This is a genomic window from Pseudomonas syringae group sp. 26L6, from assembly GCF_032587815.1.
In the GTDB taxonomy this organism is placed as follows: domain Bacteria; phylum Pseudomonadota; class Gammaproteobacteria; order Pseudomonadales; family Pseudomonadaceae; genus Aquipseudomonas; species Aquipseudomonas amygdali.
Window position 1 is genome coordinate 167,194 of the sequence record NZ_JAWHPJ010000011.1, and the last position, 26,764, is coordinate 193,957.

Sequence of the window (26,764 nt, forward strand, 5' to 3'; positions counted from 1 at the left end):
AATTGCTTTCAACTTCCAGCTTGCAACTCAAGGCCTATAGCCAGGCTCTATCAGTCGATTGATTTTGAGTAATGGCTAAGCGCCATCAAAATGTTGTCAAATAAGTGACTTACGGCACTGTTCTGTTGTAACGGAGGTGCTAGCATAGCGCCATCAGCCGTATCGCTCAGTAAAATCACAGTAGTCTCAATATGACCGAGCCAGAAGACCCTAGCCGAGATCGCCTGAAGCATCATTTTGCCCAAAGGGTCATCCACCAGGCACGCCAGATTCTGGAGACGTGGCAACGTCTGCAGAAAGCCGAGTGGTCGGCTGGCGACATGGCTGAGCTCAAGGAGTCGACGTTGCGTTTACTGCGCTTTGCCGAGCGCTTCGAGCAGGTTGAACACATTTCACTGGCGCATGACATCAACCAGGCACTTGAGGCTGTCGAAGCCAATCGCGGTCGCCTCAACAGCAGCGTCATCACTGACCTCAATCGTCTGATGCAACGTCTCTCCCGCACCGGGCTACGGCATGGCGACCAGCTTGAGCAAACGTCGCTGCCTCCGCTGCGCAAGCCGGTCTATGTGGTGCTTCAGGACCATGAGCGGGCCGAGCGTCTGGCCAAGCAGCTGGAGTTTTTCGGTCTGGCAGCCCTGTCGTTGCACAGTGTTGCCGAGTTTCAGCGCGCAATGGCGCAACGGCACCCGGCGGCGATTGTCATGGATGTCGATTTCAGCGGGGCCGGTCAGGGTCTGAAGCTGGCTTCACAGGCCCAGGAAGGCCTGGAGCAGAAGCTTCCACTGTTGTTTTTCAGCCTTAACGAAACCGATACGCCCACCCGCCTCGCAGCAGTGCGGGCCGGTGGCGAAGAGTTTTTGACCGGCGCGCTGGAAGCGTCGAGTCTGCTGGAAAAAATCGAAGTTCTGACCTGCGTCGCTCAATACGAACCCTATAAAGTGCTGATCATCGACGATTCCCGCGCTCAGGCAATGCACACCGAACGCATTCTGAATGCAGCCGGAATTGTTACGCGGGTTCTGCTCGACCCGATTCAGGCAATGTCCGAACTGGCGGAGTTTCAGCCGGACCTGATCATTCTCGACATGTACATGCCTGGTTGCACCGGCACTGAGCTGGCCAAGGTCATTCGCCATAATGACCGCTATGTCAGCGTGCCGATCATTTACCTGTCGGCCGAGGATGACCAGGACAAGCAGCTTGACGCCATGAGCGAGGGTGGCGATGACTTCCTCACCAAGCCGATCAAGCCACGCCACCTGATCACCACGGTTCGCAATCGCGCCGCCAGAGCCCGCAGCCTCAAGGCGCGCATGGTTCGTGACAGCCTGACCGGGCTCTACAATCACACGCACATCCTGCAACTGCTGGAAGATTGCAGCTTTCGCTCGCGACGCGAGGGTAAGCCGCTGTGTTTTGCCATGCTCGATATCGACCACTTCAAGAAGGTCAACGACAGCCACGGTCACCCGATGGGAGATCGCGTCATCAAAAGCCTGGCGCTGTTTCTCAAGCAGCGCCTGCGCAAGACCGACTTCATCGGTCGTTACGGTGGTGAGGAGTTTGCCATCGTCATGCCGGATACCGACATTCAAAGTGCCCATAAAGTGCTTGATGAGATCCGCCATCGCTTTGCGGAGATCCATTACCCCGCGCAGCCGACCGATCTGTTTTGCACTTTCAGCGCCGGGGTCGTTTCTCTGGGGGCTAATGACGACAGTCTGAGCCTTGCGTCACAGGCGGATACTGCGTTGTACTGCGCCAAGCACGCGGGCCGCAATCAGGTGCATTCGGCCCTGGTGGATGTGCCCTATCACGTCGTGTTGACGGAAATCGAGGCCTGATTCGGTTTCAGTCCTGGCTTTCGATCAGCTTTTGCCGCTCTGCCGATTTGCCGGGTGAAAATGCCAAGGCCAGTTGGGTGCGGTTATGCATGTGGGTCAAGCGCAGCACTTGGGACACATAGAGTTTGACAGTGTTTTCGGTAATGCCCAGTTCGCAGGCAATCTGGTAATTGGTCAGCCCCTTGCTGACCAGGCGCGCGACGTCAAGCTGGCGGGGTGACAATTTGGCCAGCGATACGGGCATCTGTGCATCACTCTCGAAGCTGGTTTTGCGCTCGGACTGCGCCCTGTTCTGAACGTTATCCAGATTTTGATAGAGGTCGTCTATGGATGCGGCCAGAAACTGAAGTTTCTCGTTGAGCAGGCCCAATTGCTGACGGTTTTTCTGCCGTTCGTGCAGCGCTTCCACCTGCAACTGGACACCCTCAAGCAACTCTTCAAGGTTGACCGGCTTCTGGTAGTAATCGGCGATGCCGGCTCGCAGAGCCTTGATGACGTCCTTTTTCTCGGCTTGTCCGGTCAGCATGATGGCCTCGAACAGATGCGTCTTGCCGCCAGCCATCTTCATGGCTTCGACCATCTCGATCCCATTCATGCCTGGCATTTCCAGGTCGCAGAGTACGATGCCAATAGCGCTGTCGCTGCTGAAATGCTCGATGGCCTCAAGGCTTGAATGGCAGCGCACGCACGCATAGCCGTTGCTCTCCAGAAACTCACAGAGTTCTTCAACAATAAGAGGCTGGTCGTCGACCACCAGAACTTTTGTGACCGGGTAGTTATCCACATGCAACTCCATGCTGTTAAGGCCGGCAGACCGGAACCTTTATCCATTCAGCAAAACATGATTAAGCGTTGTATGACCCGTTTCGGGTAGTTCAATGACAGTACGCCACAGCGATGTGTTAACCGTAGTCGTACTTTCCGACTATGTACATAGCATTAAACTTTCAATTGGCCGAGAGTCGACTAATGGAGCAACGCTACTGTCAGCAGCAAGCCCGCCAATAAAAAAGGTGAAAAAGGATATTTATCTGGCGCGTCAGGGAACATATAGGCGTAACGCCGCGCAACTCGTTGGTTTATATGATGCTGCACTTTCCTGGCGAGCAACACCCAGGTCAGCACGGCGATGCCTGCGCCGATAAATGTGCACAGTAAATAGACGCTGTCGGAGGCGAGCGCGAGTGCGGCCATCAGCTTGACGTCTCCGGCGCCCAGCTTGCCGAGCGCATAACCAGGCAATGTCAAGCCCAGTGCCAGCGCCAGTGCCAGCGCGGCTTCCAGTGGCGGGGCGCCTAGCCAGGTCGTTCCGGTGCCTGCCAGCCAGGCGGCCGCCAGTGCTGCTGCGCCCAGTGTCAGCCCGTTTGAAATGTGCTTGCGTCGCGCATCCTGTTCGGCGCAAATTACAAACCAGACAAGCAGAAGAAATAATTTCATCAAGCAAAAAACATCCTGTTTTCCGGAAAGAATCTATGCTCTGTTGAAGCCGTAAATGTCAGGGTAGACGTTGATATGAAAACCGTTCTGCAGCATGCCTTGCCTCATCGGCAGCAAGGTGCCGCCGCTATTGAGTTCGCTGCGGTGTTCGTTGTTTTCTTTGCCGTGTTCTATGGCGTGGTGAGTTATAGCCTGCCGTTGCTTATGATGCAGTCTTTCAATGCGGCTGCCAGTGAAGCCGTGCGCCGAAGTGTCGCCCTTAGCCCGACAGTGAGTGGCTATAACACTCTGTTGGTCAGCCAGGCGCAGAGTGTCGTCATGAATCAGCTGTCATGGATGCCGCCTGCGCTGGGTTTCAACGCCAGTTATACCAACGTGACCTACACCGCCGGTGTTCTGACGGTGACCATCCAGTACCCCAAGACCCGATTGACCCAGGTACTCCCGTTATTGACGCTCCCTGGCATCGGCGAGGTCCCGCGCTTGCCGACCAACCTTACTGCACAAGCGAGTCTGCAACTTGCCCCTTGAAAAAAATCGTCTGAGCCGTTGGCTGGGCCGTGGTGAAGCGCCGCCGGTATCCCAGGCTGTGCCCGTGTCAAGCGAGCCGGGCCCGGTCGGGGTCGACCTTTATGTGCTGCTCGATGACGAAGGACGGATACAGAGCATCAGCCCGCAGTTGCTTGCGCGTTTGGGCATTGCCGCTCCGCTGTCAGCTGCGCAGCGGTTGATGAACCTGTTGCTGCCAAACAGCGCGCTGGTCATTGAAGGCGTGCCGCATGACTGGCTGGGGCACATGCTGGACCTGGACTTCAAGAGTGCCGATGCGCACACCTTGCACGCCCGTGGCTGGGTGCAGGCGCATGGCAAGGGCTGGCTGTTGCAGTTGCTGGATATCAGCGACTTGATGGAGGAGGCCAGTGCCGCCCGCAGCCGCCAGCAATGCCTGCGCTTTGCCGGGCAAATGGCCGAGCGTGTGCGCGTGTGCAACGTGGACCGGCTGACTGCCGTGGTGACCGAGCAACTCGAGGAACTGGCACAGCTATGGCGCGTTCCCTGTCTGGCGCTGGTATTGCCGGAAGTCAGCGGCGCTGGCTGGCGTGTCTACTGCCAGTACAGCGCCCACACCGCGCCGGAGTTATGGCAGGTTGGGCAGCGACTGGGCAATGCGCTGGATCGATTCGATGCCAATATCACCCATCAACTCAGGTTTGGCGGCGGCGTCGACCAAGGGCCGTTGCAGAGTGCCTTCGGCAACGCGGACGGTTTTCTGATCCCCCACAGCCGTGACAACGTTGCTAAAGCATGGCTGATGTTCGGTTTCTATAACCCGCAACAGCAGGCTCCGGATCTTGGTGAACGCGAGTGGCTCAACCTGTGTTCGGCGCTGGCCGGGCCGGTGCTTTTTCGCTTGTCCGAGCAGCACAATCGTCACCATGTAGAGCGCCTGGCGGTGCTTCAGGATCTACTGGGCACCGGTTGGTGGGAGCTGATGCCTGCTCGTGACGAAATCCTGCTGGCACCGCAACTGGCGCGCAGTCTGCGTCTGGGTGACCGGGTCGAAAGTCTGTCGCGTCAAGACTGGCTGGCGTTGATTCATCCGGCTGATCGACAAGAGCTTTCCAGTCGTCTGGCGCAGTTACGTGACAAAGGCACGCCGCTGATGCTTTGCGTGCGTCTCGCACAGAGCGACCCCGCCCAGGAAACCCTCTGGTACCGTATTCAGGGCCAGGCGCTGATCAGTGGTCAGGTTCAGCGGGTGTTGGGTTTCATGCTCGATGTCAGTGATATCAAGAATCAGGAAACCGAAGCAGCGGCCGCTCACGCCCGGCTGGATAACCTCATTGCCAGCTCGCCGGCCGTGATTTACGTGCAGCGCTACGATCACGGCAACCTTGAGCCAACCTTTTTCAGTGACAGTCTCACGCCCTTGCTGGGCTGGACGCTGGCTGACTGCGTAGACGGCCAGCTGGCGGAATACATTCACCCCGAAGACCGCGACATCTGGTTCGAGCGTAACCGGCAGCTGTTGCGCGGAGGCGTTGTCAGTCGGCGTTACAGGTTGCGCAACAAGAACGGCCACTACCATTGGTTGCTGGACGAAGCGCGATTGTTGCGTGACGACCTCGGCATGCCCGTGGAGGCGGTCGGCCTGTGGCTGGACGTGACCGAAGCCACTCTGGCGGCCGAGCACGTGCGCCAGAGCGAAGAGCGATACCGCATTCTGGTCGAAGACTCACCGGCCATGATCTGCCGCTATTCTCCGGATCTGGTACTGAGTTTCGGCAACCGTCCACTGGCCAATTACATGGAATGCACGCCGGAACAACTGACCGGGATCAATCTGGGGGACTGGCTTTCGGACGAGCAGCGCGAGGCGTTCATTCGGCGCATTGGTCAACTCACCCCGCAAGCGCCGGTGAGCACCGAAGAAATCTGTATCGAGCTGCCCGGCCGTGAGTATGCTTGGTGGGTCTGGGCCGACCGGGGAATATTCGACGAGCACGGCACGCTGGTCGAGGTTCAGGCCGTGGGCCGTGATAACACGGATGTGCGCCGCTCCAGGATGCAATTGAACCAGAGCGCGAAAATGGCCACGCTTGGCGAAATGTCCACAGGCCTCGCCCACGAGATCAATCAGCCCCTCAATGTCATGCGCATGGCGGTGGTCAATGTCCTCAAGCGCCTGGGGCGCGGGGACGTGGACATCGAATACCTCACCGAAAAGCTCAACCGTATCGACGCGCAGGTACAGCGCGCTGCCCGCGTGGTGGACCACATGAGGGTATTCGGGCGGCGCTCCGAAGTGGAGGAGCGGCTGTTCGATCCGGCGCAGGCGGTGGAAGGCACCCTCTCGATGCTGGCCGAAGGCATGAAAGGCAAGGGTGTGCAGTTGCGGGTCGGCACCATGATCGAAGACGTGCAGGTTCGCGGGCATGTCGATCAGCTTGAGCAGGTGCTGATCAACCTGATGGTCAACGCCCGTGATGCGTTGTTGTCACGTCGGGAAAAAGACCGGGATTTCGAACCGTGGATCAGCGTCGAGGCCGAGCGGGACGAAAATATCATCCGGCTGGCGGTTCAGGACAACGGCGGGGGGATTGATCCGCGTTTGCTGGAGCGCATTTTCGAGCCTTTCTTCACCACCAAGCCTGTCGGTGTCGGCACCGGACTGGGCTTGTCTGTCAGCTACGGCATCGTCGACCAGATGGGCGGCCAGCTCAGCGTCGGCAACGTCGGGGAGGGCGCTCGTTTCCAGATCGAGCTGCCGATATTCAACGCCGGTTAGATAATCAGCGTCGCCTGACCGATGTTGCAGCTTAAATTGGCACCCACATCGGTGGCACCCAGACTCAGGCCAAGTGACTCGAACAGCGGGTCGACGACTGATGTCAGCAAGCCGGTCAGCGTGTTCTCCACAATAGCGTCCAGCGCAACGGTCAGGCTGTTCAGCGTTGCAGCTGCTCCAGTAATGACGTTGCCTAGCACATTGCTGGTCGCAGGTTTATAGACATTCACCTTTACGCTGGAAACCGTGCCGTTCAGCAACGTACTGGGTTTGGTGTGCGCAACGCTCGTCAGGAAATAAGGCGCGCTGTTGATTTCCGGCAGATTGGGCGAGCTGAAGGTTGTACTGACGACCGGTGAGCTGCCCAGCGGCGACTGGCTTACCGTGTCGAACGTGAGACCTATGCCGCCACCGCCGAAGGGGGTACGGGCGGTGCAGTTGCCCAACAGTCCCGCTATCTTCTGGCAGGTCTTGGTGCCTATATCCAGCACCGGTAGAGGCAGTGCGGTGATTGCCGAGGGGTCAGTGCTGGCAGGAAACGCTGCCGTGCTGTCAATCCAGCCAACCTTGGCGCTGAGCAATCCTGCATCTGTTTTGACACTCAAGGTTTTGCTGGTATTGCTGGTACAGGTGTAGCCGGTGACATAGGTGTCGGCGCTGGCCAGTGACAGGCTCAGATCTATCCTGGGGCCGGCGCTGGCAGAAGAGTCCGAGGTCAGAAACTTGAAATCGGTGACCATGCAACTGTTTAGTCCTACGGCGCAGGTGGCTGATGTCACCAGGCCCGCGATGTTCAGGCTCAACGCGCTATTGAGGATCGGTGTCAGGCTGCCGACCACCGAGCCCGCAGTGTTGGTCAATGACGTGATGGTGCCCAGCACCGGCAGATTGACTGACACCAGCGCGCGCATCTGCGCGGTGCGCACGTAGATCCGGTTGGCACCGGTTTTGGGATTGAGCGGGTCGATCTTGCTCGGGTCGCCGATGGCCGATAACTGAGGCGGCTCAACGACCTGAAATCGTGTGGTGACCTGTGCCAGGGTGCCTACATTTATCTGCGCAGCTGTCGATATGCCGGTCTTGTCGTTGGCCAGTTGCGCAAGGCCCTGAACCAGGTCCAGAAGGCGCAGATTGGTGTTCAATGCAGCGAGGTCCGAACTGCCTTGTATCGACAGCACGTCGCCGAGCAACACAGTGGTTGCGCCAGCCGCCAGCTTCAATGCCTGCAGGCCCGCGATGGTGGCCGTGCCGTTCAAGGTCGCGCCGGGGTCGAGCACATTGATAGCACTCTGGATCAACTGGCTGACAGAAACCGATGTGTTGAGCACCTCGCTGTAACCGACCGCAGTCAGGTTAAGGTCGGTCTTGAGTCGGTTCAGATAGCTCAACAGGCTGAGGTCGGTGCTGGCGAGGCCCTGCCAGTTCGCTACGCTCAGGTTGAGTGTGCCACCGAGCAGGCTGCCGATGAGCGGGTTCAGAATGGCCGCCCGAGTGCTGTCCATTGTTACCGCCGCACTGCGAATGGTGAGTGCCGCCAGTGGCGCGGCACTGGCAGCCACGGCTGTGGCGCTGATCGTGATGTTCGCAGGGGAGGGAGTTTTTTCGAACAGGGCAACAATACCGGCAGCAATACTTCGTGGCACCGGATGCGCCGCGACCACTTGAATGGCCAGTGCCTGGGTGGAGTCCGCGACAAATACGCGCTGGCTCTGCAGGCCCACTGTAAGGTTGCCGCAGAGGGTGGTTAGCGTTCGACCTCCGCTATTCGGGGTAAAGCCGTTACGCGTGGCACTTTGTGTGGCGAAACCGGGGGCGGTGGCCGCCCCGCTGCACGTTCCCCTGCGCCCCGCAGCTTCCAGGGCGGCGATGTCCGCAACCCGCTGCAACGAGCGTTTCTCCAGATACAGCCTGCCGCTGTCGACCACTATCAGTGTGCACAGCAGCGCCAATCCCAATGTGAGCGCGGCCATCATGCCTATGGTGCCGCGTTGCCGGGCGGGCATTGCCGTATAACCATCCAGTGGGGACATCAGCACTCCTTCGGCCACGCCGTTGCTCACTCACCTGCTTCAGGGGAGTGTAGTCAACGCCTCGAAAGAGCACTGGCAAGGTGCCAGATTTGAGAAGTGTCGCACCCGATTTGTACGGGCGCGATCAGGTATGCCGATCAGTACTGGTAACGCAGTACTGCGTGCGAGAGGGCGCGCACCGCAAAAATGCCGAGCAGCGCGGTCATTGCCGGGACGATGAGCCACCATACCCGGACCGACATGGCGGGCAAGGGGGCGTTGCGCTGAATGAACGCCAGGCTGGCGGCGCAGACACAGAACGCCAGGAGCATTCCAGCGAGGATGTCGGTTGGCCAGTGAACGCCCAGGTAAACCCTGGAAAGCGCGATGGCCAGTGCCGGAATGCCACCGACCAGCATCCAGCTCAGGCGCAGGCGCACGGGCTGGCCGCGTCCGGCCAGCACCGCCAGCGTCATGAACAGCGCAAAGGCCGCAGAACTGTGGCCACTGGGCATACTGTAAGTGGTCAGCGGCTCTACCAGAACGTCCGGGCGAGTGCGGGCGAAGAACGTTTTCAGGGTGCCATTGGCTATTGCGGTACCCAGTGTTGCGGTCAGGGCAAAAGCTGCGTGACGCCATTGTCTGGCAACGGCCAGCACGATGATCAGCAGGGAGGCCGCCAGCAACTGGGCCTTGAAGTCGCCGATGCTAGTGACGAAGATCACGATGTTCTGTGCGGCCTCGCTGCGATGCTCCTGGATAAGCGTCATCAGGCCGTTGTCGAAGTCCGCCAGATAAGGCCAGCCGATGAACAGCGCCGCGACCAGCGTCAGGCTGAGCACGGAGATAAGTTTGGTTGCATAGCGCTTCTGGCGAATGCTGCTCTGAATACTCAGCCCGAACAGAATCGCCAGACCGGCACCGACCACTGCCGCCTCAGGCCAGAAGCCTTCCGGCAGCGGCAGGCGAATGGCCGCGCCCGCCGCCCAGCCCGGCATCAGGTAGGCAATCGACCAGCCTGCCGCGGCCAGTACACTGACGGCCGCAAAGCGCGGGAGCGGCATGTCGCACATGCCGGCAATCATTGGCAGCATCGGGCGTAGCGGTCCGATGAAGCGCCCGACCAGCAAACTGGCGATGCCGTAACGGTGGAAGTATTTTTCCGCACCTTCCATCCACTCCGGGTGCGTGCGCAAGCCGGGCAACTGACGGATATTCTGATGAAAGCGCCGGCCTATGAAGTACGACACTGCGTCCCCCAACAGCCCGCCGAGAAAACCCAGTAACAGTACTTCGCTCAACGGCAGTATGCCGCTGCCCGCCAAGGCGGCGATGGCAAACATGATGACCGTGCCCGGCACGACGATCCCGACGATCGCGACGCATTCAGTGAAGGCCACCAAAAAGATAGCGACAGCCACCCAGGAAGGATTCGCTGTCAGCCAGCCGGTCATGCCATTGAGCAGATCGCCCATCGGTCAGTTTCCTTGATCGAGAAATAAGTAGTCGCGGCCTTCGACCTGACCGCGTCTGAGAGGGTTCCGTGTGCAGAAACGGGCGTAACCGGCATCCACGAAGCGATACATCAAGTGCTCATCGCGCCCGGCAGGAATGCCCAGACGGGTGGTCTGGATAATGCGCTCGGGTGCCTGGCCGATGTCTTCGACCAGCAACCTCTGTGGGTCGAAGCGTCTGGCGTCCCACTCCGGTACTTTCAGGCCAAGTGCCTTGCACAGTAGCGTCTGGCCAGCGCAGAGCCGTTGCGGCGGGCGGATTGCGCCGCTGGCGTCGGGGTTGTTCAACTGCATCTGCGCCAGGGCGTTTTCGTCGCTGGTTGCGTCGGTCCAGGGAAATGCCGATTTGATCAGCACTGCATTGCCCGGCCCCTCGGCGCTGAAATTCAGCGAGTCACCGCCGCGCGCGTAGTACATATAGATGTGCCCGCCGTCGAGGAACAGCGCTTTGCGCTTTTCGGTATAGCCCAGCGAAGCATGGCTGCCTTTTTCAGCGCAGTAGTACGCTTCTGTTTCGATGATGCGGGCGGCCAGCCACAGCTCGCCCACTTTATGCCGAATGACCTTGCCCAGCAGATCGCGGGCCAGCAACTGGGCATCGCGATGGAAGAAATGATCCGGAAGAGCAGCAGGCATAGTCAGGCAGGTACGTTGAGAAGGTGCCCGATAATAACAAGCGCAACTTTAATTGCAGCTGAATGTGTCTGGATTAGCGGCTTTGTTGTTTCTGAAAGTGACTGAGGCATGACAAACCGGTTAACCCATAAGAGCGTTTTGTGCGTGCGTTTCCCTGCGACGCTGGTCGAGAGGGCGCGCAGGCTGAGCGCTCATCGTTATACACAAGTCCTGAAGAGCCCGGAAAATGGGGTGTTCAGGCTTCTGCCCGCAGGGCGTGGGAGCGAACTTGTTCGCGAAAGCTTTATTTCGGGCAATACACCTCCTGCGGATGTCACGGCCCCTTCGCGGACAAGTCCGCTCCTACGGCTTTCGGCCAGAATCAAAAGCGGACTTGTGTATAACGATGAGGGCTGAGCGTGATAAATGGTGGCGTTCAGGCTTCTGCCCGCAGGGCGTGGGAGCGAACTTGTTCGCGAAAGCTTTATTTCGGGCGATACACCTCCTGCGGATGTCACGGCCCCTTCGCGGACAAGTCCGCTCCTACGGCTTTCGGCCAGAATCAAAAGCGGACTTGCGTATAACGATGAGGGCTGAGCGTGATAAATGGTGGCGTTCAGGCTTCTGCCCGCAGGGCGTGGGAGCGAACTTGTTCGCGAAAGCTTTATTTCGGGCGATACACCTCCTGCGGATGTCACGGCCCCTTCGCGGACAAGTCTGCTCCTACGGCTTTTGGCCAGAATCAAAAGCGGACTTTGTATGTAACGATGAGGGCTGAGGGGGATAGGCATCGGTCTGCGCAATAAATCTGCGCACTGATATCGACCATCCGCCTGTCTGCGCTGTCGTTCGTGCGGCACGACAGCTATAATCAGCCGCTTTCCTCTTTGCCAAGACCTCTGAGACCATGACTGAGTCCGTTCTTGACTACATGACCCGCCTGGGTCGCGCCGCCCGCGAAGCATCGCGAGTGATCGGTCGTGCCAGCACTGCGCAGAAGAACCGCGCCCTGCAAGCCACTGCCGCTGCTCTGGATGAAGCGCGCGCCGAGCTGTCTGCCGCCAATGCGCTGGACCTGGCCAATGGTCAGGCCAATGGCCTTGAGCCGGCAATGCTGGAACGACTGGCCCTGACCCCCGCGCGTATCGACAGCATGATCGTCGGGTTGCGTCAGGTAGCAGGTCTGGCAGACCCGGTCGGTGCGATCCGCGACATGAGCTATCGGCCGTCGGGTATTCAGGTCGGCAAGATGCGTGTGCCGCTGGGTGTTGTGGGAATCATCTACGAGTCGCGTCCGAATGTGACCATCGATGCGGCCAGTCTGTGCCTGAAGTCCGGCAATGCGACCATTTTGCGCGGCGGTTCCGAAGCCATTCATTCCAATCGTGCCATTGCCGCCTGCATCGAGCGTGGTCTGGCCGAGGCCGGGCTGCCTGCTGCTGTGGTGCAGGTGGTTGAAACCACCGACCGTGCAGCGGTTGGCGCATTGATCACCATGCCCGAGTACGTTGACGTCATCGTTCCGCGTGGGGGCAAGGGCCTGATCGAGCGGGTCAGCCGCGATGCGCGCGTGCCGGTCATCAAGCATCTGGACGGCATCTGCCATGTGTATGTGAGTGCCCACGCCGATCTGGCCAAGGCGCAGAAGATTGCCTTCAATGCCAAGACGTACCGCTACGGTATCTGCGGCGCGATGGAAACCCTGCTGGTCGATCAAACCATCGCCGCCGATTTCCTGCCCGCCATGGCCGCGCAGTTTCGCGAGAAGGGCGTCGAGTTGCGCGGTTGCGAGCGCACCCGTGACCTGATCGACGTAACTCCGGCCACCGAAGACGACTGGCACACCGAATACCTGGCTGCAATCCTGTCGATTCGCGTCGTTTCAGGGCTGGACGAAGCCATCGAGCACATCAACCATTATGGTTCGCATCACAGCGATGCCATCGTTTCCGACCATCAAAGTCAGATTCGCCGGTTCATGGCCGAGGTCGATTCCAGTTCGGTCATGGTCAATGCACCGACCAGCTTTGCGGACGGGTTCGAATACGGATTGGGTGCCGAGATCGGCATTTCTACTGATAAGCTGCACGCCCGTGGTCCAGTCGGGCTTGAAGGGTTGACCTGCGAGAAGTACATCGTGATCGGTGATGGTCAATTGCGCGGACAAGCCTGACTTGAACAACCCCACGACAGCGCTGCCCAGACGTATCGGTATGCTTGGGGGTACGTTTGACCCGGTTCATATCGGTCACTTGCGCGGTGCGCTTGAAGTGGCCGAACTGCTGGAACTTGATGAGTTGCGCCTGACGCCCAGCGCCAGGCCTCCGCATCGTGACATGCCGAGTGTCACCGCCGAGGACCGTCTGGCGATGGTTCAGAGCGCGGTTGCGGGTGTGTCGCCCTTGACGGTGGATGACCGTGAACTGAAGCGGGACAAACCGTCGTATACCCTCGACACACTGGAATCGATGCGCGCCGAACTGGCGCCTCAGGACCAGTTGTTCCTGTTGCTGGGTTGGGATGCCTTTTGCGGGCTGCCGACCTGGCACAGGTGGGAAGAACTGCTGGAGCACTGCCATATCGTGGTGCTGCAACGCCCGGACGCGGACAGCGAGTCGCCGGATGCCATGCGCAATCTGCTGGCGGCACGCGCGGTCAGCGACCCCAAGGCCCTGAAAGGGCCGGGTGGACACATTACATTCGTCTGGCAGACGCCTTTATCGGTGTCTGCCACCCAGATCCGTCAACTGCTGGCCAGCGGTAAGTCGGTACGTTTTCTGGTGCCAGACGCGGTACTGGCCTATATCGATGCACGCGGACTTTACCGCGCGCCGAACACTGATGGGTCGTCCTGAAACTGCTTTGATCGATAAGCGTTTGAACGGTCCCACACATACGAGCTGAATGAGTTTTATATGACAAAGCAAAAAATGAGCAGTGAAGAAGTCATCAATGTTGCGATTGCAGCCCTTGAAGAAGTCAAGGGTGCAGACATCCTGACCATCGATGTGCGTGACAAGACCAGCATCGCTGACTACATGCTGATCTGCACCGGTACGTCCAACCGTCAGTTGAATGCACTGGTCGATAACGTCCGTGACAAGGTCAAGGCAGCCGGCCTGAAGTCCCTGAGCGAAGAAGGCAAGGGCGACAGCGACTGGGTTCTGCTGGACCTGGGCGATGTGATCGTTCACGTAATGACCGCTGCGGCACGCCAGTTCTACGACCTGGAACGCTTGTGGCAGGGCGCTGAACAAAGCCGTGCCGCCAGCGCTGCGCACCACACTCCAGGCAACGAATAAGGCCTTGATGTGCGTTTGCGTCTGATTGCTGTGGGTTCGCGCATGCCCAAGTGGGTGGAGGAAGGTTGGCATGAGTACGCCAAGCGGATGCCCTCCGAGCTTGCGCTTGAACTGGTGGAAATCCCGCTCAATACCCGGGGCAAGAACGCCGATGTTGCGCGCTTCATCCGTCAGGAAGGCGAGGCGATGCTGGCGAAAGTGCAGCCGGGCGAGCGGATTGTCACGCTTGAAGTGCATGGCAAACCGTGGAGCACCGAACAGCTGGCGGTCGAACTCGATCGCTGGCGCCTCGATGCGCGTACGGTCAACCTGATGGTCGGCGGCCCCGAGGGGCTGGCGCCTGAAGTCTGTGCCCGCAGTGAACAACGCTGGTCCCTGTCGCCGCTGACCCTGCCGCATCCACTGGTGCGCATTCTGATCGGCGAACAGATGTATCGCGCCTGGACAGTCCTGTCCGGGCACCCTTATCACAAGTAGCATCGTCTTTACTGTGAATACGGCCTAAATGTCTCAACCGATCCGCCTCAAAGACCACGAAAAGGACGCACGCCTGGTGCGCGGCAGGGTCGTGTTCGGTGCCGTGGCGGTGGTGTTGCTGGTGTGCGTGCTGATTGCCCGGTTGTATTACCTGCAGGTCATCCAGTACGAGTATCACTCCACGCTTTCGGAAAACAACCGCGTTCACGTTCAGCCGATTCCGCCCAGCCGTGGGCTGATCTACGATCGTAATGGCGTGGTGGTTGCGGACAACCGGCCCAGTTTCAGTCTCAGCATGACCCGTGAGCGTGCCGGCGAGTGGTCCAGTGTGCTCGACACCATTGTCGAGATCCTGCAGCTCACCCCGGATGATCGCATCATCTTCGAAAAGCGTATGAAGCAGGGGCGTCGACCGTTCGAGCCGGTGCCTATCCTGTTCGAGCTGAGCGAAGAGCAGATCGCTCTGATTGCGGTCAACCAGTTCCGCCTGCCAGGTGTCGAAGTGGTTGCGCAACTGGTCAGGCATTACCCGCAAGGGCCGCATTTTGCTCACTCGGTCGGTTACATGGGGCGGATCAACGAAAAAGAGCTCAAGAGCCTCGATCCGATCAATTACAGCGGCACGCACCATATCGGCAAGACCGGTATCGAGCGATTTTACGAACCCGATCTGCATGGTCAGGTCGGCTACGAAGAGGTCGAGACCAACGCCCGTGGCCGCGTGCTGCGCGTGCTCAAGCGCACCGACCCGATCCCTGGAAAGGACATCGTTCTTAGCCTGGACATCAACCTTCAGGAAGCTGCCGAGGCCGCATTGGGTGGGCGTCGTGGCGCGGTAGTCGCGCTGGACCCTGCCACCGGAGAAGTGCTGGCGATGGTCAGTGCGCCGAGCTTCGATCCGAATCTGTTTGTCACCGGTATCAGCTTCAAGGCCTACGCCGAGCTACGCGATTCAATCGACCGGCCGCTGTTCAACCGCATTCTGCGCGGCCTTTACCCGCCCGGTTCGACCATCAAGCCTGCCGTGGCGATTGCCGGGCTGGACGCCGGTGCAGTAACGCCCGGCTCAAGAGTGTTCGACCCCGGCTATTACCAACTGCCCAATTACGATCACAAGTACCGTAACTGGAACCGCACCGGTGATGGCTGGGTGGATCTGGATACCGCGATCATGCGTTCCAATGACACGTACTTCTACGATCTGGCGCACAAACTGGGCATCGATCGGCTTTCCACCTACATGAACAAGTTCGGCATCGGGCAGAAAGTGTCGCTGGATATGTTCGAGGAGTCCCCCGGTCTGATGCCGTCCCGTGAATGGAAGCGTGCGACCCGTCGCCAGGCCTGGTTCCCTGGCGAAACCCTGATTCTCGGCATTGGGCAGGGCTACATGCAGGCAACGCCGTTGCAACTGGCCCAGGCGACCGCACTGGTGGCCAACAAAGGTGTGTGGAACCGTCCGCATCTGGCCAGAACCATCGAAGGCAAGGCACCTGTGGATGAAAACCCGATGCCGAATATCGTGCTGCGCGACCCGGCCAACTGGGGGCGAGTCAACCACGGCATGCAGGAAGTGATGCATGGCGCGCGTGGTACGGCGCGCAAGGCTGCCATCGGTGCGCAATACCGGATCGCCGGTAAAAGCGGTACGGCTCAGGTAGTCGCCATCAAGCAGGGCGAGAAATACGACCGTACCAAGGTTCAGGAGCGTCATCGTGACCATGCCCTGTTTGTCGGTTTTGCACCGGCCGACAATCCAAAAATCGTTGTTGCAGTGATGGTCGAGAACGGCGAGTCCGGTTCCGGCGTTGCTGCACCCGTTGTGCGGCAGGTGATGGACGCCTGGCTGCTCGACGAAAACGGCCATCTCAAGCCTGAGTATGCCGGTTCCCTGAATCTGGAGGCTGCGGCCCGTGAAGAGTAATTTCGACCGCATCCTGTCCAGCGAAGACGTGATGCGTCGCCGTGCCACTTTTTTGCAGCGCATTCATATCGATGGCCCGTTGTTGATCCTGTTGCTGACCCTGGCGGCTGGCAGCCTGTTCGTCCTGTATTCGGCCAGCGGCAAGAACTGGGACCTGCTCATCAAGCAGGCCAGTTCGTTTGGTATCGGTCTGGTGGCAATGGTGGTGATTGCCCAGCTGGAGCCGCGTTTCATGGCGCGCTGGGTGCCTGTGCTGTATGTGCTCGGCGTCCTGCTGCTGGTAGTCGTGGATGTCATGGGCCACAACGCCATGGGCGCGACACGCTGGATCAATATCCCCGGTGTGATCCGCTTCCAGCCTTCGGAGTTTCTCAAGATCATCATGCCGGCAACCATCGCCTGGTATCTGTCCAAACGCACGCTGCCACCGCATCTCAAACATGTGGCGGTCAGTCTCGCCTTGATTGGTGTGCCGTTCATTCTGATCGTGCGCCAGCCTGATCTGGGCACCTCGCTGCTGATTCTGGCGTCCGGGGCCTTCGTGCTGTTCATGGCCGGCCTGCGCTGGCGCTGGATTATCAGTGTGCTGGCGGCCGCTGTGCCTGCTGCAGTGGCCATGTGGTTCTTCTTCATGCACGACTACCAGAAGCAGCGCGTACTGACGTTTCTGGACCCGGAAAGCGATCCGCTGGGGACCGGCTGGAACATCATTCAATCAAAGGCTGCCATCGGTTCGGGCGGTGTATTCGGCAAAGGCTGGCTGCTGGGCACTCAGTCGCACCTGGACTTTTTGCCGGAAAGCCACACCGACTTCATCATCGCGGTACTGGGTGAAGAGTTCGGTCTGGTGGGCATCTGTGCGCTGCTGATCATCTATATGCTGCTGATCGGACGTGGGCTTGTGATCACGGCACAGGCGCAGACATTATTCGGCAAGCTGCTGGCCGGAGCGTTGACCATGACGTTTTTTGTTTACGTTTTCGTCAACATCGGTATGGTCAGTGGCCTGCTGCCAGTGGTGGGGGTGCCATTGCCCTTCATTAGCTACGGCGGAACTTCGCTGGTGACCCTACTGTCAGCGTTTGGGGTTTTGATGTCGATCCATACACACCGTAAATGGATTGCTCAAGTTTGATTAAGGTGAACTATTCAATGCAAGCAATGCGTAACTGGGCTCGATATGCTCCGGTGGTCGGTCTGGTAGGCATCCTTGGATCGGTGCAAGAGGCGCTGGCCGGCGACTATGAGGGTTCGCCCCAGGTAGCGGAATTCGTCGGTGAGCTGACCCGCGATCACGGTTTTGCCGGTGAGCAGTTGATGAGCCTGTTTCGTGAGGTCGAGCGCAAGCAGGCGATTCTCGATGCCATTTCCCGCCCGGCCGAACGCGTCAAGCAGTGGAAAGAGTATCGGCCGATGTTCATCACCGATACGCGCATCGCCCGCGGCGTCGATTTCTGGCGTCAGCACGAGGCCGCATTGGCCCGCGCCGAGCAGGAATATGGCGTACCGGCGCAGATCATCGTTTCGATCATTGGCGTGGAAACCTTTTTCGGCCGCAATACCGGCAATTACCGGGTGATCGATGCATTGTCGACGCTCGGTTTCGATTACCCTCCACGCGCACAGTTCTTCCGCAAGGAATTGCGTGAGTTTCTGCTGCTGGCTCGCGAACAACAGGTTGACCCCTTGACTCTCAAAGGCTCGTACGCCGGAGCAATGGGCCTGCCGCAGTTCATGCCGAGCAGTTTCCGCGCCTATGCAGTGGATTTCGACGGCGACGGCCATATCAACATCTGGACCGACCCGGACGATGCCATCGGCAGCGTTGCCAGTTATTTCAAGCGTCATGGCTGGGTAGCCGGTCAGCCGGTAGTCAGCCGCGCGACCGCACGTGGCGACCGGGTTGACGAAGGGTTGAGCCCTGCGCTTGATCCGGTAATGTCGGTCGGGGAGTTGCGACAGCTGGGCTGGGCGAGTCATGATGCGCTGCGCGACGATATGCCGGTAACGGCGTTCCGTCTTGAAGGCGACAATGGTCCTGAATACTGGCTGGGTTTGAACAATTTTTATGCTATCACCCGTTATAACCGCAGTGTGATGTACGCCATGGCCGTGTATCAGCTGTCTGAATCGTTGGTTCAAGCTCGAGGCGTCAAGTAATGCGGGCATTGCCGATTCTGCAAACATTCAAGCTTCTGGCGCTGACCGGCCTGGCAGTGCTGGTTGCCAGTTGCTCGTCGCCGTCACGCACAACCTCGTCGCAGTCGCCAAAAGGCGGTGCCGCTGTGCGCTCGATGCCGGGGCTGGACATCAACCGTGCCCACAAGGACGGCGCGCCGTGGTGGGACGTGGATGTCTCGCGCATCCCCGATGCAACGCCGACCCTGCATACCGGTGCCTACAAGGCGAACCCGTATACGGTGCTGGGCAAGACCTATTTCCCGATGAGCGATTCAAAGCGTTACGTCGCTTCGGGCACCGCTTCCTGGTATGGCACCAAGTTTCATGGCCAGAACACCGCCAACGGCGAGGTGTATGACCTGTATGGCATGAGCGCCGCGCACAAGACCCTGCCGCTGCCCAGCTATGTCAAAGTGACCAACCTGGACAACAACCGTACGGTGATTCTGCGCGTCAACGACCGCGGGCCGTTCTATTCTGACCGCATTATCGACTTGTCCTACGCCGCCGCCAAAAAGCTGGGCTATGCCGAAACCGGCACCGCCCGGGTCAAGGTCGAAGGTATCGACCCGCAGGAATGGTGGGCGCAACGTGGCCGTCCTGCACCGCTTATGCTCAATCAGCCGCAAGTGATGGCCCAGGCCACGCCGCCCGCGCTGTCGACATCGACCGGAACCGTCGAGCAATACACGCCGCCACCGCAGCAACATGCCGCACCTGTCGTGCCGTTGCAGGTTGACGCAAAAAAAAACGCTTCAGGACAAGCCGCTGGGCTGTTTCTCCAGGTGGGAGCCTTCGCCAACCCGGACGCTGCGGAGCTCCTGAGGTCGAAACTGAGCGGGATGGTTCGAGCGCCGGTGTTCGTCAGCTCGATAGCTCGCAATCAGCAAACGCTCTATCGGGTCCGGATGGGACCGATCGACACGCCGGGTGAAGCCCAGCAACTGCAAAACAGCGTCAGGTCGGCCAATCTGGGTCAGCCAAGCGTAGTGACATCGGATCAATAAGTTTTTCGACAATCGTTTTCCAGCAACAATGGAGGACGATATGCAGTCGCAGGCAGCGCAGCTTTGCCATCAGGGCCAGCGTTGCAGGTAACTGCCCACAAGGTCGTGTGTCGAACAGGCGACTTTGTCAGCCAGGGTTACAGTCTGGCGCCACGAGCCGTACCGAGGCGTCTTCGCCTCGCCGGTCTGTTCAGTTTTGCCCGCAAGGGCATGTTTGCCCATTAGGATTCTCGAGAGACGGATGAACATCACCACCTTTGCAAAACGTTTGTGCCTGCTTGTTCCACTGATTATCACCCCGACCGTCTGGGCGGCAGAGCAGATGACGCCTGCTGCGCCGCAACTGGCAGCCAAGTCCTACGTACTGATGGATGCCACCAGCGGCAACGTTCTGGTCGAGAACAACGGTGACCAGCGTCTGGCACCTGCCAGTCTGACCAAGCTGATGACTGCCTACATCGCGACCCTGGAAATTCGTCGCGGCCAGATCGGCGAGAACGATCCGGTGACCATCAGTGAAAACGCCTGGCGCACAGGCGGTTCGCGGATGTTCATCAAGGTGGGCAGCCAGGTGACGGTCAGCGACCTGCTGCACGGCATCATTATCCAATCGGGTAACGACGCCAGTGTTGCGATCTCCGAGCACATTGCCGGCAGCGAAGATGCATTTGCCGACATGATGAACAAAACCGCTGGCGACCTGGGCATGACCAACAGCCACTTCATGAACCCGACCGGTCTGCCGAACCCCGAGCACTACTCGTCGGCTCACGACATGGCGATCCTGGCGCGTGCAATCATTCACGAAGACCCGGCTCACTATGCGATCTACTCGCAGAAAGAGTTCTTCTGGAACGGCATCAAGCAGCCTAACCGCAACCTGCTGCTGTGGCGCGACAAGACCGTTGACGGTCTGAAGACCGGCCACACCGACGAGGCCGGCTACTGCATGGTGTCTTCGGCTGTACGTGACGGCATGCGTCTGATCGCAGTAGTGTTCGGCACCAACAGCGAGCAGGCCCGCGCGGCTGAAACCCAGAAGCTGCTGACCTATGGCTTCCGTTTCTTCGAAACCCAGAACTTCTATCAGAAGGGCACCGAGCTGGCTCAGGCAACCGTCTGGAAAGGCACTGAGCGTCAGGTCAAGGCCGGTCTGGCTGAAGATCTGAGCATGACCATGCCAAAAGGTGACATGAAGAAGCTGTCCGCCAGCATGACCATGAACCCGCAACTGGTTGCGCCAATCGCCAAGGGCGACGTGATCGGTAAGGTCGAGGTCAAGAAAGACGATCAGGTGGTTCACACCGCTAACCTGATTGCGCTTGATGCAGTTGAGGAAGGTGGCATTTTCCGCCGCGTGTGGGATAGCATCCGCCTGTTCTTCTACGGCTTGTTCAACTGACCCTCCAGTAACTACTGCCGACCTTCTCGCGGCCTGCTCATGATCTGAGCGGGCTGCGTGTCCGTCGTCACGGCTTGTGAGACCTTTACTGCCATGACTGATACCGACATCAAGTCGCACAAAATCGAATTCCCCTGCGATGACTATCCGATCAAGGTGATCGGTGATACCAGCGTGGGCTTTACTGCTGCTGTCATGGAAGTCCTGCACAAGTACGCACAGGTCGACCTCAAGACGCTCGCCGAGCGTCAGAGCAGCAACGGCAAATACACCACCGTCCAGTTGCACATCGTCGCTACAGGCGAAGATCAATTGCGCGATATCAATAGTGCCCTTCGCGCTACGGGTTTCGTGCACATGGTGCTCTGATGACGGCTGCGCTGGGTTTTCGTGATCTGGGCCTGATCGATTACGAAACTGCCTGGCACGCCATGCAACGCTTTACCGATGGGCGTGGCCGCGAGGCTGCCGATGAGGTCTGGCTGGTCCAGCACCCCCCGGTTTTCACCCAGGGACAGTCCGGCAAGGCCGAACATTTGCTGCTGCCGGGCAATATTCCTGTCGTACAGGTCGATCGTGGCGGCCAAGTGACTTATCATGGCCCGGGCCAACTGGTGGCTTACCTGATGCTGGACGTCAGGCGCCTTGGTTTCGGTGTTCGCGATCTGGTAACACGGATCGAGAATACCCTTATCGCCTTGCTCGCCGACTACGGCGTCAAGGCAGCCGCCAAGGCCGATGCACCGGGTGTATACGTCGACGGCGCGAAAATCGCGTCGCTCGGTCTGCGCATTCGCAACGGCTGCTCGTTTCATGGTCTGGCGTTGAACGTCGACATGGACCTGGAGCCGTTCCGCCGCATCAACCCTTGCGGATACGCCGGGTTGGCCATGACCCAACTGAGCGATCAGGCAGGGCAGATAGAATTTTCCGAGGTAAGTGCCCGACTGCGTGCGCAGCTCGTCAAACACCTCGACTACGCTGAGCAGGCGACCCTTACGGGCGGAATAAACCATTATGACTGACACCGTGCAAACCCTGATCCCGACGCTGGATGTTTCCGAGCGAGTGGCCCGTCCGAAAGTCGAAGCGGGCGTCAAGCTTCGCGGAGCGGAAAAGGTTGCGCGCATCCCGGTCAAGATCATTCCAACGGTAGATCTGCCGAAGAAACCCGACTGGATTCGTGTGCGCATCCCGGTTTCTCCGGAAGTCGACCGTATCAAGCAATTGCTGCGCAAGCACAAGCTGCACAGTGTCTGTGAAGAGGCGTCCTGCCCGAACCTGGGCGAATGCTTCTCCGGTGGCACCGCAACGTTCATGATCATGGGCGACATCTGCACCCGTCGCTGCCCATTCTGCGACGTGGGCCATGGTCGTCCGAAGCCGCTCGACGTCAACGAACCGAAGAGCCTCGCCATCGCAATTGCCGACCTGCGTCTGAAGTACGTAGTGATCACCTCGGTGGACCGTGACGACTTGCGTGACGGCGGTGCTCAGCACTTTGCCGACTGCATCCGCGAAATCCGCCTGCTGTCGCCGGGCGTACAGCTTGAAACACTGGTGCCGGATTACCGTGGCCGCATGGACGTTGCGCTGGAAATCACCGCCGCCGAGCCACCGGATGTGTTCAACCACAATCTGGAAACCGTGCCGCGTCTGTACAAGGCTGCGCGTCCGGGTTCGGACTACCAGTGGTCGTTGACCCTGCTGCAGCGCTTCAAACAGATGGTCCCGCATGTACCGACCAAATCAGGGCTGATGCTGGGCCTGGGCGAGACCGACGAAGAGGTTATCGAAGTCATGCAGCGCATGCGCGAGCACGACATCGACATGCTGACGCTGGGTCAGTACCTGCAGCCATCGCGCAACCACCTGCCGGTGCAGCGCTTTGTCCACCCTGACACCTTTGCCTGGTTTGCCGAGGAAGGTTACAAGATGGGCTTCAAGAACGTCGCATCCGGGCCGCTGGTACGCTCTTCGTATCATGCCGACGAGCAAGCCAAGATCGCCAAGGCAATGCTCTGACAGCACGCCGCAAAAACAAGAAGGGCCAGGTAGCGATACCTGGCCCTTTTTGTTTGCGGTTGATTATCGTGCCAACGCTCCGCGTGGGCATGCTGTTCTGGACGCTCTGCGTCCTCCCGATTATTGCCCCACAGGCTTGCGCAGGGCCTCCAGCAATTCATGCGTCGGGTAACCATCTGCCGGCCAGCCGAATGACTGCTGCGCGCTACGAATGGCCTTGCGCGTATTGGCACCGATAATGCCGTCTGGTGCGCCTGCGTCATATTGACGTGCCGAGAGCAGGGTTTGCAGTTCAATGCGTTCAGAGCGGCTCAGCGGAGTGTCCCCGCGTGGCCATGCACCTACTACGTACCCGGCCCCTTTGAACCGGTCAGAAAGCAGGCTGATCGCCAGTGCGTACGAGGTGGAGTTGTTGTACTTGAGAATTGCTCGGAAGTTATCCAGCACCAGAAAGGCTGGCCCGCGATAACCGGCTGGCAACAACAAGGCGGCTTGCTGCTGGCTGGCTGCGACTGGAATCGCCGAGCCGTCCGGCTGTTTCAGGCCCAGTTGTTGCCATTCAGCGAGGCTCTTGCGAGTGGTCGAATCTGCCAGCGAGTAATCAAACCCGGAGCCGAGTACCACTTCAAAGCCCCAGGGCTGACCGCGTTGCCAGCCAGAGCTTTGCAGGTAATGCGCAGTGGAGGCCAGGGCATCGGCGGGAGTGTTCCAGATGTCACGACGGCCATCGCCGTCAAAGTCGACGGCATGAGTGTTATAGGTGGTCGGGATGAACTGGGTCTGGCCCATCGCACCGGCCCACGAACCCAGCATCTTGTCCGGTGTGATGTCGCCATGCTGGATGATTTCCAGCGCGGCCAGCAACTGGCTCTGTGCAAAACCGGGACGGCGACCTTCATAGGCCAGCGTAGCCAGCGAGCGGATGACGGATTGCGTGCCTTGGAACGACCCGAAATTACTTTCCATGCCCCATACCGCGACCAGCGCCTGACGATCCACACCATACTGCTGCTCGATCTTCTGCAGGTCGTCAGCGTACTGCGAAAGCAGCGCCTGCCCCTTGCGCACGCGTGCGGCGGAGATGGCACCGTCCAGGTATTCCCAGATCGGACGGGTGAACTCAGGCTGGCTGCGGTCGGCCTTGACCACGCTCATGTCGGGAGTGACACCGGCGAATGCCTGATCGAATATATCCGCCCGGATACCTGCCTTTAACGCCTGAACACGAAAACCGGCCTGCCATTCGCTGAAGCTGACGGCGGGTTGAATCGTGAGGCTGTCATCAACGACCAGCGCAGGCGTAGGAGCTACGGCAGGAGCGTTTGTCTGTGCTTTGCTGGATTGAAGAGGCGTGGCATCGGCTGCAGTGGGTTTTTCTGCGCAGGCTACCAAGGCAACAAGGCTGGAGGCAGCGATGAGTTGGCGCAGCTGCGGGCGATGGGTAAAACGAGAAGGCATGCTTGAGTCCAAGGGTATTACCGTTAGGTGCAGACCATAACACGGCTAAGCGGTTGAAAGCGCCCCGGAGATGTTGCTCGATATCAGGCCGCCATAAAGCAGGAAGCCTCCCAGCTTTTAGACTGGAAGGCTTCGCGGCGGTAGCTGCCTTTGCCCTTGGCGGGTTGTTCCTGACGACTGCGGAACAATGGCTGGGCGATGATGGATTTGGCCTTGTTCGGCCGCTTTGGCTTGCTCATGGCGGGGTGCTCCTGATGGGTGTTGTAAAGCGATGCAAATAATCGGGCAGAACGGCGCTTGTGTCTAATAGTCGTGTGCTATGACGCGGGAGGCGGACTTGAATGCAATACCTGTGGGAGCGAGCTTGCTCGCGAATGGGGCGGTGCAGGCTGCTCGCTTTATCGTGCCGGCGCTCCGCGTCGACATGCAGTTCGTGACGCTCCGCGTCACAAGAGGACGCAGAGCGTCCTGAAAGGCGTTACCACGCAGAGCGTGGGAACGAGAGTCGACAACCTCACTCACTCACTCCGCAGGCAGTGCCAGCCGTTGCCCTGCCATCAGCAGCGCCAGTCGGCTGAGGCTGCTCCAAGGCGAGCCTGCTGCCTGGCCTTTGATCTGCGCATCGATGCGTTGTGCATCCATGAGCAACTGGCTCCAGCGTTTTGCCGAATGGCGTTGCAGGGCTTTGCTCATCAATGGCTTGCGCTTGTCCCAGATCGGTGGGCGGGCCGAGCTGAACACTTTGTCGAGTGGCATGCCCTGACTGAACTGCTGGGACATGTTGGCCAGCGCGCGCAGCTCGCGGGTCAGGGCCCAGAGGATCACGGGGGTTTCGACCCCTTCGCCGCGCAGCCCTTCCAGCATGCGCAAGGCATGGGCAGCTTCGCCGTTGAGCACTGCATCGGTCAGACCAAATACGTCGAAGCGCGCACTGTCGGCCACGGCCGCCTGCACAGTCTCGACGGTTATCTGGCCTTCTTCGGCCATCAGCTTGAGCTTTTCGATTTCCTGCGCGGCCGCCAGCAGGTTGCCTTCGACCCGGGCCGCGATCAGTTCGACGGCATCCTGAGTCGCTGCCAGGCCCGCCTGCAACAGGCGCTGGCGAATCCATTGCGGCAGCTGGCCGACGTCCACCGGCCAGATTTGCACGAACTGGGTTTGCGCACCCTCAACCAGAGCCTTGCCCCATTTGGTTTTCTGCGCACTGCCATCGAGCTTGGGCAGGCTGATCAGCAGCAGGGTGTCTTCGGCAGGTCTGGCGCAATATTCCATGAGCGCCGCAGCGCCTTTGTCACCGGGTTTGCCTGAGGGCAAGCGCAGTTCCAGAAGACGGCGCTCGGCGAACAGCGACATGCTGGCGCCGGCCTGGAGCAGCGTACCCCAGTCGAAGCTGGCGTCAGCGCTGAATACCTGCCGTTCATCGAAACCTTGCTGGCGCGCAGCAGCACGCACGGCATCAGCAGCTTCCTGGCAGAGCAGCGGATCGTCACCGCTGATCACGTAGACGGGCGCAAGTGTGCCTTGCAAGTGCTTGCCGAGTTGGGCGGGGGCGAGTTTCATGAGTCAGAGCATGCCGGGGCCAGCTGACTGGCCCCGGACACTTACCTGGCCGGTACTTCGACAGGCGATTGCTGAGGCGTCTCGTCGCGGATCCGCTGGGCGGCTTCCTGTGCGTCGGCTTCAGCCTTGGCAACTGCGTCGGCCTTGGCCTGCAGTTCTTCAAGGCGTGTCGGCGTCATTTGCTGCAAGCGCGCCATCAGTTTCTGGATCAGGTCGTTGCGCATTTCCTGACGAACCTGAGAGGCTTCCTGATCGGAACCGGTCAGGTTGTTGCCATCGTGAACGTAGGAGCGGTCTGCGGTGACCTTGTCGCCGAGCAGGAAACGATCTCTGTCGCCATGCACTTCATAGGTCAGGGTGGTGGTCAGCTGGTATTCAGCCGAACGACCCGAACCCGAATAGCTGATGGCGCGCTGGGTTTCTGCTTCGTTGGTCAGCATGAGCTTGTAAGGCGCGCCGGTGTAGACCTTGACGCCGGAACTGGTCAGCAGGCGAGTGAGTTGGGTCACGGTTTCGCCATAAGCGTTACGCGCGCTTACATCCAGCTCCTTGATGGCCAGCTCGGTGGTGCCGGTGCCGCGCAGCTGGAAGCCACAGGCACTCAACAGAACAGCCAGGCCCATCACCAGCAAATTGCGTTTGATCATCTTGATGCTCCCCTTGAATCCGTTTGGGCCGACACTGCGTACCCTGGAAATATGTTCGGCGCCCGGCGTC

24 protein-coding genes are annotated in these 26,764 nt (G+C 59.4%); 15 read left to right on the forward strand and 9 right to left on the reverse strand.

Features of this window, described 5'->3' with window-relative positions; translation table 11 throughout:
• Positions 1-191: 191 nt before the first annotated feature.
• Complete coding sequence (locus RYA97_RS05700; protein WP_005782131.1) at positions 192-1,847, forward strand: PleD family two-component system response regulator; 1,656 nt, start codon at positions 192-194, stop codon at positions 1,845-1,847.
• Between the two features lie 7 nt (positions 1,848-1,854).
• Here RYA97_RS05700 and RYA97_RS05705 read toward each other — a convergent pair whose 3' ends face one another.
• Together RYA97_RS05705 and RYA97_RS05710 are read right to left on the reverse strand one after the other, a co-directional pair.
• The gene (locus RYA97_RS05705) at positions 1,855-2,643 is read right to left on the reverse strand and encodes a response regulator transcription factor (RefSeq protein WP_005753119.1); all 789 of its coding nucleotides are present in this window, start codon (positions 2,641-2,643) and stop codon (positions 1,855-1,857) included.
• 170 nt (positions 2,644-2,813) lie between these two features.
• Positions 2,814-3,284, reverse strand: a complete 471-nt coding sequence (locus tag RYA97_RS05710) for a prepilin peptidase (protein WP_005745378.1) — start codon at positions 3,282-3,284, stop codon at positions 2,814-2,816.
• Between the two features lie 75 nt (positions 3,285-3,359).
• On the opposite strand from RYA97_RS05710, the gene RYA97_RS05715 reads away from it, so the two are divergent.
• Both RYA97_RS05715 and RYA97_RS05720 read left to right on the forward strand, forming a co-directional pair.
• A complete protein-coding gene (locus RYA97_RS05715) occupies positions 3,360-3,815 on the forward strand; it encodes a TadE/TadG family type IV pilus assembly protein (RefSeq protein ID WP_005732180.1) in 456 nt (151 codons plus the stop codon).
• Positions 3,805-6,573, forward strand: a complete 2,769-nt coding sequence (locus RYA97_RS05720) for a PAS domain-containing protein (RefSeq protein WP_162882951.1) — start codon at positions 3,805-3,807, stop codon at positions 6,571-6,573. Before RYA97_RS05715 ends, RYA97_RS05720 begins: the two co-directional genes overlap by 11 nt.
• Here the strand turns inward: RYA97_RS05720 and RYA97_RS05725 are convergent.
• The 3 genes from RYA97_RS05725 to RYA97_RS05735 all read right to left on the reverse strand — a co-directional run bounded on the left by RYA97_RS05725 (position 6,570) and on the right by RYA97_RS05735 (position 10,732).
• Positions 6,570-8,603 (reverse strand): pilus assembly protein TadG-related protein, encoded by a 2,034-nt coding sequence (locus tag RYA97_RS05725; protein ID WP_117140723.1) that lies wholly within the window; start codon positions 8,601-8,603, stop codon positions 6,570-6,572. The two genes, RYA97_RS05720 and RYA97_RS05725, sit on opposite strands and share 4 nt — an antisense overlap.
• A gap of 137 nt (positions 8,604-8,740) precedes the next feature.
• Complete coding sequence (locus tag RYA97_RS05730) at positions 8,741-10,057, reverse strand: bifunctional DedA family/phosphatase PAP2 family protein (protein WP_004666289.1); 1,317 nt, start codon at positions 10,055-10,057, stop codon at positions 8,741-8,743.
• Positions 10,058-10,060: 3 nt separating this feature from the next.
• Positions 10,061-10,732: a DNA-3-methyladenine glycosylase gene (locus RYA97_RS05735; RefSeq protein ID WP_004655663.1), complete on the reverse strand. Its 672-nt coding sequence runs from the start codon at positions 10,730-10,732 to the stop codon at positions 10,061-10,063.
• A gap of 886 nt (positions 10,733-11,618) precedes the next feature.
• Between RYA97_RS05735 and RYA97_RS05740 the strand changes: the two genes are divergently transcribed.
• The 12 genes from RYA97_RS05740 (at position 11,619) to lipA (ending at position 23,029) form a co-directional block, all read left to right on the forward strand.
• Positions 11,619-12,884 carry a glutamate-5-semialdehyde dehydrogenase gene (locus RYA97_RS05740; protein WP_005780730.1) on the forward strand — a complete coding sequence of 422 codons (1,266 nt, stop codon included), beginning with the start codon at positions 11,619-11,621 and terminating at the stop codon, positions 12,882-12,884.
• A 22-nt stretch (positions 12,885-12,906) separates the two neighbouring features.
• Positions 12,907-13,566 (forward strand): nicotinate-nucleotide adenylyltransferase, encoded by a 660-nt coding sequence (gene nadD / locus RYA97_RS05745; RefSeq protein ID WP_161794688.1) that lies wholly within the window; start codon positions 12,907-12,909, stop codon positions 13,564-13,566.
• A gap of 60 nt (positions 13,567-13,626) precedes the next feature.
• Positions 13,627-14,013: a ribosome silencing factor gene (gene rsfS, locus RYA97_RS05750; protein WP_002555337.1), complete on the forward strand. Its 387-nt coding sequence runs from the start codon at positions 13,627-13,629 to the stop codon at positions 14,011-14,013.
• A gap of 9 nt (positions 14,014-14,022) precedes the next feature.
• Positions 14,023-14,490, forward strand: coding sequence for a 23S rRNA (pseudouridine(1915)-N(3))-methyltransferase RlmH (gene rlmH / locus RYA97_RS05755; protein ID WP_002555336.1), 468 nt, complete (start codon positions 14,023-14,025; stop codon positions 14,488-14,490).
• A 28-nt stretch (positions 14,491-14,518) separates the two neighbouring features.
• Positions 14,519-16,414, forward strand: a complete 1,896-nt coding sequence (gene mrdA / locus RYA97_RS05760; protein ID WP_005745383.1) for a penicillin-binding protein 2 — start codon at positions 14,519-14,521, stop codon at positions 16,412-16,414.
• 31 nt (positions 16,415-16,445) lie between these two features.
• Entirely contained in the window at positions 16,446-17,549 is a 1,104-nt protein-coding gene (gene rodA, locus RYA97_RS05765; protein ID WP_005753105.1) for a rod shape-determining protein RodA, read from the forward strand.
• Positions 17,550-17,566: 17 nt separating this feature from the next.
• Complete coding sequence (mltB, locus tag RYA97_RS05770; protein ID WP_002555333.1) at positions 17,567-18,574, forward strand: lytic murein transglycosylase B; 1,008 nt, start codon at positions 17,567-17,569, stop codon at positions 18,572-18,574.
• Positions 18,574-19,602 (forward strand): septal ring lytic transglycosylase RlpA family protein, encoded by a 1,029-nt coding sequence (locus RYA97_RS05775; RefSeq protein ID WP_002555332.1) that lies wholly within the window; start codon positions 18,574-18,576, stop codon positions 19,600-19,602. Before mltB ends, RYA97_RS05775 begins: the two co-directional genes overlap by 1 nt.
• Positions 19,603-19,843: 241 nt before the next feature.
• Positions 19,844-21,004: a D-alanyl-D-alanine carboxypeptidase family protein gene (locus RYA97_RS05780; protein WP_002555330.1), complete on the forward strand. Its 1,161-nt coding sequence runs from the start codon at positions 19,844-19,846 to the stop codon at positions 21,002-21,004.
• A 93-nt stretch (positions 21,005-21,097) separates the two neighbouring features.
• The gene (locus RYA97_RS05785; protein WP_002555329.1) at positions 21,098-21,373 is read left to right on the forward strand and encodes a DUF493 domain-containing protein; all 276 of its coding nucleotides are present in this window, start codon (positions 21,098-21,100) and stop codon (positions 21,371-21,373) included.
• Complete coding sequence (gene lipB, locus RYA97_RS05790; RefSeq protein ID WP_005745386.1) at positions 21,373-22,029, forward strand: lipoyl(octanoyl) transferase LipB; 657 nt, start codon at positions 21,373-21,375, stop codon at positions 22,027-22,029. The genes RYA97_RS05785 and lipB overlap by 1 nt, the downstream gene beginning before the upstream one ends.
• A complete protein-coding gene (lipA, locus tag RYA97_RS05795) occupies positions 22,022-23,029 on the forward strand; it encodes a lipoyl synthase (RefSeq protein WP_002555327.1) in 1,008 nt (335 codons plus the stop codon). Before lipB ends, lipA begins: the two co-directional genes overlap by 8 nt.
• A 120-nt stretch (positions 23,030-23,149) precedes the next feature.
• Here lipA and RYA97_RS05800 read toward each other — a convergent pair whose 3' ends face one another.
• From RYA97_RS05800 to lptE, 4 genes are all read right to left on the reverse strand, one after another.
• Positions 23,150-24,487, reverse strand: coding sequence for a lytic murein transglycosylase (locus tag RYA97_RS05800; protein WP_117140629.1), 1,338 nt, complete (start codon positions 24,485-24,487; stop codon positions 23,150-23,152).
• Between the two features lie 83 nt (positions 24,488-24,570).
• Positions 24,571-24,726, reverse strand: coding sequence for an alternative ribosome rescue factor ArfA (gene arfA / locus RYA97_RS05805; RefSeq protein WP_002555325.1), 156 nt, complete (start codon positions 24,724-24,726; stop codon positions 24,571-24,573).
• A gap of 283 nt (positions 24,727-25,009) precedes the next feature.
• Entirely contained in the window at positions 25,010-26,047 is a 1,038-nt protein-coding gene (gene holA / locus RYA97_RS05810; RefSeq protein WP_117140628.1) for a DNA polymerase III subunit delta, read from the reverse strand.
• A 41-nt stretch (positions 26,048-26,088) separates the two neighbouring features.
• Positions 26,089-26,694: an LPS assembly lipoprotein LptE gene (gene lptE, locus RYA97_RS05815; RefSeq protein WP_005745388.1), complete on the reverse strand. Its 606-nt coding sequence runs from the start codon at positions 26,692-26,694 to the stop codon at positions 26,089-26,091.
• Positions 26,695-26,764 lie beyond the last annotated feature (70 nt).